12 protein-coding genes are annotated in these 11,692 nt (G+C 59.3%); 5 read left to right on the forward strand and 7 right to left on the reverse strand.

Annotation, left to right across the window (positions count from 1 at the left end):
- Window positions 1-16 precede the first annotated feature (16 nt).
- The 3 genes from DI396_RS12395 to DI396_RS12405 are packed head-to-tail and all read left to right on the forward strand — an operon-like array spanning window position 17 to window position 2,475.
- A complete protein-coding gene (locus tag DI396_RS12395) occupies window positions 17-637 on the forward strand; it encodes an HAD family hydrolase (RefSeq protein ID WP_110796535.1) in 621 nt (206 codons plus the stop codon).
- A complete protein-coding gene (locus DI396_RS12400; RefSeq protein ID WP_110796536.1) occupies window positions 634-1,545 on the forward strand; it encodes an ornithine cyclodeaminase family protein in 912 nt (303 codons plus the stop codon). The genes DI396_RS12395 and DI396_RS12400 overlap by 4 nt, the downstream gene beginning before the upstream one ends.
- 6 nt (window positions 1,546-1,551) lie before the next feature.
- The gene (locus DI396_RS12405; protein WP_110796537.1) at window positions 1,552-2,475 is read left to right on the forward strand and encodes an alpha/beta fold hydrolase; all 924 of its coding nucleotides are present in this window, start codon (window positions 1,552-1,554) and stop codon (window positions 2,473-2,475) included.
- Between the two features lie 6 nt (window positions 2,476-2,481).
- Here DI396_RS12405 and DI396_RS12410 read toward each other — a convergent pair whose 3' ends face one another.
- Window positions 2,482-3,723 carry an MFS transporter gene (locus DI396_RS12410; RefSeq protein ID WP_110796538.1) on the reverse strand — a complete coding sequence of 414 codons (1,242 nt, stop codon included), beginning with the start codon at window positions 3,721-3,723 and terminating at the stop codon, window positions 2,482-2,484.
- Here DI396_RS12410 and DI396_RS12415 point away from each other — a divergent pair.
- Both DI396_RS12415 and zapE read left to right on the forward strand, forming a co-directional pair.
- Window positions 3,668-4,027 carry a hypothetical protein gene (locus tag DI396_RS12415; RefSeq protein ID WP_162617221.1) on the forward strand — a complete coding sequence of 120 codons (360 nt, stop codon included), beginning with the start codon at window positions 3,668-3,670 and terminating at the stop codon, window positions 4,025-4,027. The genes DI396_RS12410 and DI396_RS12415 overlap by 56 nt on opposite strands.
- Window positions 4,024-5,097 (forward strand): cell division protein ZapE, encoded by a 1,074-nt coding sequence (gene zapE, locus DI396_RS12420; RefSeq protein WP_110796540.1) that lies wholly within the window; start codon window positions 4,024-4,026, stop codon window positions 5,095-5,097. The genes DI396_RS12415 and zapE overlap by 4 nt, the downstream gene beginning before the upstream one ends.
- Before the next feature lie 212 nt (window positions 5,098-5,309).
- Here zapE and DI396_RS16630 read toward each other — a convergent pair whose 3' ends face one another.
- The 6 genes from DI396_RS16630 to DI396_RS12450 all read right to left on the reverse strand — a co-directional run bounded on the left by DI396_RS16630 (window position 5,310) and on the right by DI396_RS12450 (window position 11,667).
- Complete coding sequence (locus DI396_RS16630; RefSeq protein ID WP_204362850.1) at window positions 5,310-6,176, reverse strand: LysM peptidoglycan-binding domain-containing protein; 867 nt, start codon at window positions 6,174-6,176, stop codon at window positions 5,310-5,312.
- A 46-nt stretch (window positions 6,177-6,222) separates the two neighbouring features.
- Window positions 6,223-6,957, reverse strand: a complete 735-nt coding sequence (locus DI396_RS12430) for a rhodanese-like domain-containing protein (RefSeq protein WP_235851861.1) — start codon at window positions 6,955-6,957, stop codon at window positions 6,223-6,225.
- Window positions 6,958-7,162: 205 nt separating this feature from the next.
- Window positions 7,163-8,476, reverse strand: coding sequence for a bifunctional folylpolyglutamate synthase/dihydrofolate synthase (locus tag DI396_RS12435; RefSeq protein WP_235851862.1), 1,314 nt, complete (start codon window positions 8,474-8,476; stop codon window positions 7,163-7,165).
- Window positions 8,477-8,665: 189 nt separating this feature from the next.
- Window positions 8,666-9,682, reverse strand: coding sequence for an acetyl-CoA carboxylase, carboxyltransferase subunit beta (gene accD / locus DI396_RS12440; RefSeq protein WP_110796541.1), 1,017 nt, complete (start codon window positions 9,680-9,682; stop codon window positions 8,666-8,668).
- 138 nt (window positions 9,683-9,820) lie between these two features.
- Window positions 9,821-10,801 carry a CPBP family intramembrane glutamic endopeptidase gene (locus tag DI396_RS12445; protein ID WP_162617222.1) on the reverse strand — a complete coding sequence of 327 codons (981 nt, stop codon included), beginning with the start codon at window positions 10,799-10,801 and terminating at the stop codon, window positions 9,821-9,823.
- Window positions 10,798-11,667: a CPBP family intramembrane glutamic endopeptidase gene (locus DI396_RS12450; protein ID WP_162617223.1), complete on the reverse strand. Its 870-nt coding sequence runs from the start codon at window positions 11,665-11,667 to the stop codon at window positions 10,798-10,800. Before DI396_RS12450 ends, DI396_RS12445 begins: the two co-directional genes overlap by 4 nt.
- Between the last annotated feature and the right edge of the window lie 25 nt (window positions 11,668-11,692).

Here is an 11,692-nt window from a genome sequence, read left to right on the forward strand (position 1 = left end):
TTGAGGAGACAAGACAATGACCATCGAGGCCGTGATTTTCGACATCGGCAATGTGCTGATCGAATGGCAACCCGAACGCTATTATGATGCCAAGATCGGCGAGGCACGCCGCCGCGCGATGTTCGCCGAGGTGGATTTGCACGGGATGAACGACCGTGTGGATATCGGCGGCGAATTCACCCAAACCATCTATGAAACGGCTGAAACCTACCCCTCTTGGCGCGACGAAATCCGTATGTGGCATGACGATTGGATCGAATTGGCCACCCCGCCGATAGACCATTCCATCCGCCTGATGCGGGCGTTGCAGGCCAAGGGTATGCCGGTCTTTGCCCTGACGAACTTTGGCATCGGAAGCTTTGCTTATGCCGAAACCAAATACCCGTTTTTGGGTGAATTTGACCGGCGCTATATCTCGGGCCACATGGGCGTGATCAAACCCGACCCGAAGATCTACGAGATGGTCGAGGCCGATTGCGGCATCGCGCCGGAGCGACTTTTGTTTACCGATGACCGCGCCGACAACATTGCGCAGGCCAAGGCGCGCGGTTGGAACGTGCATTTGTTTGAAGATCCCCAAGGTTGGGCGGATTGCCTTGTATCCTATGGGCTTTTGACTGCGGAGGACGCGACATGACCGGCCCGCGCATTATTCCCTATGCCGCCGAGGCGGCGCTGGATTGGATTGGTTTGACCCGCGCGCTCGAAAAAGGCCATGCGGCGGGGGCGGCCAAGATCACCGATAGTTTTCTGTATCGCGGCGAGGATACATTGCTCAACCGTGCCGCATGGATTGACGGGCTTGGCTTGGCGGTGAAAACCGCAACGATCTTTCCGCAAAATGCGCAAGAGAACAAACCCACGGTCAATGGCGGGCTGTGTCTGTATTCTGATGATGATGGCACGCTGGAGGCCTTGGTTGACTTCCATCTCGTGACCAAATGGAAAACCGCTGGCGATAGTCTTCTGGCGGCGTTGCGATTGGCCCGACCGGAGAGTGAAAACATCCTCATCCTCGGGGCCGGAACACAGGCCCACGCCCTGCGCGAAGCCTATGGCGCAGGGTTTCCCAACGCGCGGTTCACCATTTGGAACCGCACCTATGCCAAGGCCGAAGCGTTTGCCGCAAAGTTCCCCGACACCCGCGCCGTCGCGGATTTGGAACCGGCAGTGCGCGCCGCCGATATCGTCACCTCGGCCACCATGGCCGCCGACCCCGTGTTGCGCGGCGACTGGCTGCGCGCGGGGCAGCATATCGACCTGATTGGCGCTTTTCGCCCCGACATGCGCGAGGCAGATGATGCCGCTGTCAAACGTGCCCGCATTTTCGTCGATTTTTACGGATCGGTTATCGACCATATTGGCGAGCTGAAAATACCTCTGGATAATCGCGTCATTGCGCGCAAAGATATTGTCGCCGACTTTTACAGCCTTGGCGATTTCACGCGGCTGGATCAAAGCGAGATTACGCTTTTCAAGAACGGCGGCGGTGCGCATCTGGATTTGATGGTGGCGCGGTATATTGCGAATTGTTGGAAAGGCTGAGTGGGTATGTGGGTGTTGTTATGTGTCATTGTTGCGCTGGTCTTGTTGCCGGTCGGGATGGAGGCGCGGCACCGCAAAATGGACGCTGCAGCGCGGGCCAACGCCACCGGTGAATTTGCCGAACTCTCACAGGGCGTCACCCATTACCAATGGCATGGAACAGCGCGCGGCCCCATCTGCGTATGCATCCACGGGCTGAGCACGCCGAGCTTTGTCTTCGCCACATTGGCGCAGGGGCTCGGGGCGCTTGGTTTTCGGGTGCTGACCTATGATCTTTACGGACGCGGGCTGTCTGATCGTCCGGGCGGTGTGCAAGATAGTGACTTTTTCCTGCGCCAGCTTGAGGATCTGTTGGAGGCTCACGGCATCCGCGAAGACATTACGCTGGTTGGCTATTCCATGGGCGGCGCGATTGCTTCGGCATACGCGGCGAAATCACCCGGCGCGCTGCGGCGTTTGATCCTGCTGGCCCCTGCAGGATTTCACCTGGCGCTTGGCGCTGCGGCGGAACGGCTGCTGTCTCTGCCGGTTCTGGGGGATTGGGCCTTGGCATTGGCTTTGCCGCTGAGCCTGCGCAAAGATGCGCGTGCCGAAGGGCCAACAAGCACGGTCGAGGGATTGCCACAAGCACAGATTGGCGAGTTGCGGTATCGCGGGTATGTGCCGGCGATTATCTCGTCGCTGCACGGTATTCTCGACGAGGATTTCCAAGCGCGCCACGAAGCGATCAGCCGCACGGATTTGCCTGTTATGGCAATTTGGGGCGAGGCGGATCAAACCATCCCCATGCGCGCCATGGGCACATTGACCAAATGGAACCGCATGGCGCATCACACGGTGATCGAAGGTGGGGGCCACGGTATTCCCCATACGCATCCCGACGCGGTTTTGGCCGCGATCCGCGCCGAGGTGCAAGGCGAAAACGGTTAATGTCCGCTACGCGGCAGGTTGCACCAGCGCCGCGCGATGTTCGCGCACCGGCAAATGCACGATGGCGCTAAAGGCACCAATGCCGACACCGATCCACCAAACCAACGTGTAATTGCCATAGACATCATAAAGCCGCCCACCGAGCCAAACGCCCATAAAGCTGCCCAATTGGTGCGAGAAAAACACGATTCCGTAAAGCGTGCCCATATATCGCAACCCGTAGATATGCGCGATCAGCCCAGAGGTCAGCGGCACGGTGGCCAGCCAAAGCGCGCCCATTCCGGCCGAGAAAAGCAATACCGAAGCGGGGGTGATCGGCATCAAGATAAACGTCCCCGCCACCAGCGTGCGCAACACATAAATGCCTGACAACAGATATTTTTTTGAATAGCGATTGCCCAAATACCCCGCCGTCAACGTGCCGACGATATTGGCCAATCCAATCAACGAGATCGCAATCGCACCAAGCGCCGAAGTCGTGGTGATGCCGATGTCATGCAACACGCCGCCGGGCATGATCGGTCCGCATAATTCGGTGACAAAGGCTGGAAAATGCGCGGTGATGAACCCCAATTGATAGCCGCAGCTAAAGAACCCCAAAAAGATCAGCGCGAAACTCGGATCGCGCAGCGCGCGGCCCAAAATCGCGCCCATGCTCTCTTCGATCTCGGCTTTTGTCGCTGCGGGCGCGCGCATCATCGGCAAGATCATCAATGAGGCAAGGATTGCCGCCGCAAAGACCATGAACACCGATTGCCATGTCATCAGGCTTAGCAAAAATTCTGCCAATGGCGCGCCAAATACCTGCCCGGCGCTGCCTGCGGCTGTGGCGATGGCCAAAGACATCGATCGGTTCGCATCCGACGAGGCGCGGCCAACCACGGCCAAAATCACCCCAAAACCGGTGCCCGCGATGCCAAAACCCACCAAAACCTCATAGGCCTGCATGCCCAAAGGCGTGACCGCATAGGACGATAGAACAAGCCCGCCCGCATAGGCCAAAGCCCCCAAAACTATCGCCAACCGGTCGCCCATTTTTTCCGCGAGCGCTCCGAAAATCGGTTGGCCAAAACCCCACGCAAGGTTCTGTATCGCGATGGCGAGGGAAAACTCCGCACGGGGCCAATTAAACTCGGCGGCGATCGGAATTTGAAACACCCCGAAACTGGCGCGCACCGCGAAAGAGATCAAAATGATGACGCAGCCGGTGATCAAAACCGGTGTGAAAATCGAGGCGCGAGGGGTCATGGGGCTCTCCGATGGCATAGAGGCGGAAATTGCGGCAAATTTGCGGGGCGGTCAATTGACGGTTTGTGATTGGCAACATCACGATCCGCGTCGATTGAAGGGTGTGATGCGCGACGATTACCGGACACTCGCAGGTTTCTACGGGGGCGAAAGGGACGTGACATTGGCGGACGCCGTCTGCGGGGCAATCCCGATGGGATTGTTGAACCCGCTGCTTTGTGCGCCGCATCGGCAAACGCCGGCCAATTTTCGGGCGGGCTGCCTCTACACATCCGCACGCCCGCGCGGTATGTCGTTTTCATGAACCTGATGGATAAATATGCGGCCCTGACCGCTGACGGAACGCTCAAACCCGATCCCGCCCAAGAAGCGGTATTGGTGGAGCTCGAACGCATCCGCGCGGCGATGGCCGAGCCACAAAAACGCGGGCTGTTTCGCCGGGCGCCCGAGCCGCCGAAAGGGCTTTACCTTTGGGGCGGGGTCGGACGCGGAAAATCCATGTTGATGGACATGTTTGTCGGGTGCCTCGAGGTGCCCGCCCGCCGCGTGCATTTCCATGCGTTCATGCAGGAAATCCACACCGAGATGCATAAGGCGCGCCAGAACGGTGTCGAAGATGCCCTCGCCCCCGTGGCACAAGCCGTGGCGAAATCGGTGCGCGTGCTGGCGTTCGATGAAATGCAGATCAGCGATATCACCGATGCGATGATTGTCGGGCGGCTGTTTGAAATGCTCTTCGCCGCCGGTGTGGTCGTGGTGACGACCTCGAACCGCGTGCCCGACGAGCTTTATAAAGACGGGCTGAACCGGCAATTGTTTTTGCCCTTTATTGATATCCTCAAAGATAAGATGAAGGTGCTCGAAATGGTGTCGGCCACCGATTACCGTCAGGATCGCCTTGCCGGGAACCCGGTGTATTTCTCGCCCGTAACACCGCAAACCCGTGCCGAGATCGATGCGATTTGGCAAGATCTCACCGGTGGGCGCGCCGATCCTTTGGTGCTCCACGTCAAAGGTCGCGATGTGGATATTCCGGCGTTCCGTTCTGGCATCGGGCGGGCCAGCTTTTATGATCTTTGCGGTAAAATGCTTGGTCCGGCGGATTACCTTGCCGTGGCAGAGGCCTGCCGGGTGTTGGTGCTTGAAGATATTCCCAGCTTGTCTCGGAGCAACTTCAATGAGGCCAAACGGTTCGTCACCCTGATTGATGCCCTTTACGAAGCGCGGGTGCGGTTGATTGCATCGGCTGCGGCGGCGCCGGAAATGTTGTATCTCGAAGGCGAGGGTACGTTTGAATTTGAACGCACGGCCAGCCGGTTGCGCGAAATGATGAGCGCCGATTGGGCCAAAGACGCGCCCGATGGGGCGGCATAAGCAAATCTGTGGCCGATGGGGTGGAGCGCGTTACGCGGATGGGGTTCGGCGCTGCGGTTATATGAACTTGCCACGTGAAAACGGGGCCGCGGGAAACGGCCCCGTTTTCGGGTAAGATCTGGGTGATCTCGGGGTGACCTGCTGTGGCAGGCCGTGTATGACAGAACGCCGCAACCGGCCTGTGGCGCGGCGGTTCTGCCTTTCGCGCGATATTAGATCGCGGGAATGATCAGAGTTTGACCCGCCTGAATTTTGTCGGGGCTGCTCAGGTTTTCTTTGTTGGCGGCGAAAATCCATTGATAGGCCGAGGTGGTGCCATAATGTTGGTAGGCAATTGCCGCGAGGCTATCACCATACTTTACCGTATAGGTCACGGATTTTTCCAACCTGCGGATGGTGGGGCGCGGGGTCGGGCGCACACCGTCAGAGGTTGCGGCGGCCTTGTCCACAATCGCGGCGATCAGGGTTTTGGTGTCGACGCTGCCTTCGGGTGTGACCAGAGATTGCGGCACGGCCACAAGCCCGGCTTCGGCGGCCTCGTTGAGCAAGCTGTCGACGTATTCATCCGGACGGCCTTCGTTGATTGCCTGAAGGATCAGCGAGTGCAGCAAACCTTGCATTTGTGTGTTGGACTGGGCTTCGACGTGGAATTCGGCCTTGCCAAGTTGGCGGATCGCCCCGGCAGACATGCCGCGCAAATCGCGAGATCCCGGTGTGTTGGGGTCCGCATCGGCGAGCTGTGTGGCCAAGCCCAAACCGTCGAGAACATCCCCGGCCAGGGCGCTGTTTTGCTCGGTGTCGATACCGACGGATGTCAATTCACGCAACGAGTTTTGATCCGCATCGTCGTCAGTGACAATATTGGGCTTGCTGAACACCACCTTCTGGGGCGCCGGGGCAGACGCAGCCGCCATTGTTGGCGCCGGATCAGCCGCCGCAACTGCGGTCGCGCTGAGCGCGGTCAGATCGCTGCTGGCACGCGTGGTGACCGCCGAAGGGTTTGTGGTGGCAAATTCCACAAGAAAAACGCCCGCCGCAGCCAAGGCCAAGGTGCTGGTGATCATCGTTATTCTATACATCGAACTTCCTCTCAAAATATACTCAAAGGCGCCCAGATACGCGGGGTTACGGTTTCACGGTGCTCAGGCCAAGCGAGTGCCAGACCTGCATGCCGCCGCGATAATACTTAATCTTTTCGGCGGGATAGCCGACCTTGCGCAGGGCGCGCACCGCCATCGGTGCTTGCAGGCACCACGGGCCGTTGCAAAAGAGAACCAAATGCCGCGCCGCCGAAAAATCCCAAGTGTCGCCCTGTTTCAGGCCGCCAAGCGCGGCGACGATATCGTCGCGGAACGGGTTGCTGTCTTCGAGGGTGGTAAAGGGCACATTGACCGCGCCGGGGATGGTGCCTTGTTCAAACCAACCGGGCAGGCGCGTGTCGATCAAATGCCCCTCGTTCTTCGCGGCCATGGTTTCCAGGAAATCCATCACTTCCAATTCACCAATGGTTTCGACGTCCCGGGTGGCGCTCATCGGGGTGATGCAAAAGGGCGGGCAGGCGCGCGATGTCTTGGCAAATTCGCCGGTCAGCGTGTTGCTCTCGTCCTGAATGCGGGCGACGGTATAACTGTTGCCGTTGATCGCAAAACTGCGATCATGGGCATCCACGGTCAGCCGCACCGATTGGGCGCTGGCGGTGGTCGGCAATCCAATGGCGGTGAAGAGGGCAAGCGTCGCTGCAAACATCCCTCGGGCGATCCGTGTATTGCGATTGGCAGAGGGCCGAGCCGCACCGTAACGCGCCGTGCGCAGGCCAATATCCTGCCGATCAAATCCAACAATGCACGTAAACCAACTCATGCCTTTTCCCCCATAATGACACCGGCTCCCGTGGTGTGGCAGGCCGGAGCGATATCCTAAATACTTTTACAAGATATAGGCGAGTGGCGGCAAAACGGTCAACATGCAGTGGCCCCTCCGATATATAGGAGGTGTCACTTTTCTGGGGATAACTTACGTTTCATTGAGGTTATCAAGAGGTTAATAAATCCTTAAAAACGGGCAGTCAGCCGTTCTCGCGTAGCACGGCACCGGCCAAATAGAGCGATCCACAGATCAAAATCCGCGCATCGGGGCGAATCTGTGCGACCGATTCTACCGCAGAACGGGAATCGGTCGCGACCTGCGCGGCGATGCCGGCGCGGGTGGCGATGGCGGCGGTCTCCTCGGCACTGAGGGTCGCAGGCGCATCGGGGATCGGCACTGCGGTGAGAGAGGCCACATGCGGCGCGAGTGGCGACATATATCCAAGCACATCCTTGCTGTTGAGCATGCCGCAGATCACATGCGTTTCGCGTGGCGGCAGGGATGCCAGATGCGCGGCAATCGCCTGACCTGCGGCCGGATTGTGCCCCCCGTCAAGCCAGATTTCAGCCTTTGGCGCGGCATCCATCAGCGGCCCGCTGCGCAGCCGTTGCATCCGTGCGGGCCAATAGACATCGCGCATCGCGCTCTCGGCGATGGTCTCAAATGGCGTCTGCGTGTCCTGCGGTGCGAGATGGCGCAACGCGGCCAAGGCCGCACCGGCGTTCTGGATTTGATGCGCGCCGGGCAGGGCAGGCAAAGGCAAATCCAACAATCCGCGTTCGTCTTGATAGACCAGCCGCCCGCGTTCCTCCCAGCTATGCCAATGTTGCCCGTGCGCGATCAGCGGTGCGCCAAGACGCGCGGCGCTGGCCTCGATCACCTCCATCGCCTCATCGGGTTGCGGGCCGACCACACAGGGCACTCCGCGTTTGATGATACCGGCCTTTTCACCGGCAATCTGTGCCAAGGTGGTGCCAAGATATTGTTCATGGTCGATCGAAATCGGCGTGATCACTGTCAGGGCGGGGGCGTCAACCACATTGGTCGAATCCACCCGCCCGCCAAGCCCGACCTCAAGCAAGGTGAAATCCGCAGAACTGCGGGCAAAAGCCAGGAGCGCGGCGCAGGTGGTGATTTCGAAAAACGTGATTGCAGCGCCGCCATTGGCCGCATCGCATTCATCCAAAAGCGCGGTCAATTCGGATTCGGAAATTAGATTCCCTGCCAGCCGGATACGTTCATGGAACCGCGCCAGATGCGGGCTGGTATAGGCATGAACGCGCAGGCCCGCGGCCTCCAATCCGGCGCGGATCATGGCTTGGGTGGAGCCTTTACCATTGGTGCCTGCGATATGGATCACCGGCGGCAGGTCGCGTTCTGGGTGGCCCAATGCCGCCAACAGCCGCCACATCCGGTCCAGCGCCAAATCCATCACCTTGGGATGCAGGGTCATCATCCGCTCAAGAATGGCATCGGACGTCGCGTTGGCGGGCTGGGCAGAAGCGTCGGTCATGGGGCATCCGTTTTAACGGCCCGAAGGCATGGGGTAAGGCATAGGAGAAGGCGTGGCAAATGAAAGCGCAAAGGAAAACGAGACAAGCTGTGACGGCCGGCTTGCGGCCACCCGATGCACCCGCCGCCTGATGCAGGGTGTTGCCGTGACACCCTTAGAAAGCGGGCCGGGGTAAACCGTGCCCGGCGGCTACTTGCCAGATTTACCGGTCTGTGTGCTCTCTTTTGCACCTGCGGGCGCCTCGGCGGGTTTGTCCGATGAAGGGGCGGCCTGCGCGGCGCCACCCTCCGCTTCGGCTTCACTCTCTTCCTCGGCACTGCGTGCTTCGGGTGCGGGCAGAACACCGGAAATTGCGGGCGGCATCCCCATCAGCATACGCAAGATCGTGACCAATTCCGCCTTCATCTCAGTGCGTTTGGTGACGCGGTCGAGCATCCCGTGGTCGAGCAGGTATTCTGCCCGCTGGAAGCCTTCGGGCAGGGTTTCGCCAATGGTTTGTTCGATCACGCGCGGACCGGCAAAACAGATCAACGCATTGGGTTCGGCGATATGCACATCCCCGAGCATCGCATAGGATGCGGTGACGCCGCCGGTGGTCGGATGGGTCAGGACCACAATATAAGGCAGCCCCGCTTCCTTGAGCATCTGCACGGCCACGGTGGTGCGCGGCATTTGCATGAGAGACAAAATGCCCTCCTGCATCCGTGCGCCACCAGCCGCAGAAAACAACACCAAGGGCCGCTTGAGTTTGATGGCTTCTTCGGCGGCAGCAATGATTGCATTGCCGACGTACATGCCCATCGAGCCGCCCATGAACGAGAAATCCTGCGCAATGGCGATGATTGGCGTTTGGCTGATCTCGCCCGCCCCGATCAGCATGGCTTCATGCTCGCCGGTGGATTTTTGCGCGGCTTTCATCCGGTCGGGATATTTCTTTTGGTCGCGGAAATGCAATGGATCGGTGATCGGATCCGGCACGGCGATTTCGGCAAATACCCCGCCATCAAACAATGCCTGAAACCGCGCACGCGGGGTAATATGCATGTGGTGGCCGCAATTGGTGCAGACGTTCAGATTTTCCGTCAATTCGCGGTGAAACAGCATAGTGCCGCATTCGTCGCATTTGCTCCACAGGTTGTCGGGCACTTCGCGGCGTGAAAAGATCGAGTTGATCCGCGGGCGGACGTAGTTGGTAATCCAGTTCATGCCAAAAGCACCCCATAATTCATCTGCGCCACCTTGCTCGCGTAGGTCAGCAAGGTAAATTCTCCTGATCCAGATAAGCTCTGGCTGTGCGAATTGCAAACGGGGAAGCAGCGAGAAACTGCCTCGCCGCCGCGTCCTTTAACGGCGCAGCGCCGCCCGCGCCACGCCCCACATCAGCACAGTCATGAAAACTTCGACCGTCAAAGCCGGCGAAAGCACCCAATCCGCCCCCGGAAGCGCACCGCCCGTGCCGTCGGCGCCGAGGTTCACACTTTCGAATATCATCAGGGCCAATCCCGAATCCGGTGCACCCAATTCTCCAAAAAACAAGAACGCATAGGCGTTATTGGCCATGTGAAAGCCGATGGCCGCGCCCAATGTGCCGGTGCGCGCCGTCAAATCCGAAGCGGCCAGCCCAAAGAAAAACGCCCAGATCACATATTGTATATTGCCCACGAGATCAGCGCCGCTGCTCCAATGGGCAATAGCAAACAGGATGTTGGGTATGATCATCCACGCCCATGCCGACGGCATCCGCGCCGCAATCTGACTTTGGACGTAGCCGCGATAGAGCAACTCTTCCGCTCCGGTTTGCAACATCAACCCTGCCAAAGAGAGCGGCAAAAGCGGTAACCACCATGCCCATCGGACCGCTTCAAGCGTGTCAAAACTCCAATAGGGTGGCAAACATTCAACTGCGAGAAACAACAGCAAAAGCGCGGCGAATACCCGCGTGCCCTGCCGCAGTGCCACGCGCACCGGGCCGATGAAACTGTGTGCACTGCGCCCTTGTAGCCACCGCGCCACCCAAATGGTCCACAGGGCAAGCGCGCCAAAACTGGCAAACTGCAAGAGCAGCCCGGGCGCAGTATTGCCCATAAAGAAAGCATCGCCCAAAGCCGGTGCTAGACGTGCCAGGCCTTCTTCCAGAGCCGAGAGGGTCAGAAGATAAAGCGCTTCGATCACGAAGACGCCCAAAATCAGCCGGTCCAGTTGCGGCCGGGGCAACGCCGGAACAACCAATGGCCAATAGGGCCTGTAACGCCGCCATTTAGGTGTGTCGTCAGCCGATGGGATATCCAAGGGTTGCCATGGATCGGGCGGCGGAGTGTCGTTCACCGTCCGAGGCCCCAACGCGCCGCGCGCCAGGCCAAGACAATCACCCCGAGTTCAAGCACCATCATCGGCCAAAGCGCCGCCGTGTCGCTTAGCGCCATAGGGATCAGGTAAAGCGACAGGTCAGACAGATTGTCCTCCATCGAGGCATAAAGCAGGCCGGAGTTATGGGTGAAATGCAGGGCAATCGCAGGGCCGAGCGATCCGCTGCGCGCAGTCAAATCCGCCGCAATCAACCCGAATGCTGCGGCCCAAATCACCATCAACACCGCGCTGGGACCCGCTGCGCTGCTGTAGTGAAGGGCGCCAAACCCGAGCGAAGGCAATACCATCCACACCCACCGCGATTTGAACCGAGCGGCGAGCTGGCTTTGCAGATAACCGCGAAAGGCAATTTCTTCGGCGCTGACCTGCACCAGTATCGCCAGCAAGGCAAAGGGCAACATCCGCGCCCATGTGGACAAATCCAGTGCACTGCGAACGGGCGTCAAATCCTCGGGCATCGGCAGCAGGATGAACAGGGCATAAATCGGCAGGACACAGAGAAAAACCCGTGTGCCTTGCGCCGCCGCGCCCTTGCCAAGCAAACTGCGCAGAGTGCGCCGATGCAAAAGGCCCGCCGCCGCAATCACGCCAAGGGACAGAAACCCGAAAGAAAACAGCATCGCAAGCATGCCACGGGCCGCGCGCACGACGTTTTCGGTCTCGAAAAGACCCAGTTTCGCCAACCCCGTCACCCAGATGATACCGCCCACCACCGCCGTGGCGATCGTAAGCATCACCCCGAGCACCAGCCGCCAAATCTGTGCGCGTTCGGCAGCAGGGCGGCTCATGATAGCCTGCGGTTCATAGGGAGGGAGAAAACGCATGTTGCGCTTTTCCCTGTCTTGGGGC

It is taken from the genome of Litorivita pollutaquae, assembly GCF_003205515.1.
GTDB classification, from domain to species: Bacteria; Pseudomonadota; Alphaproteobacteria; order Rhodobacterales; family Rhodobacteraceae; genus Litorivita; species Litorivita pollutaquae.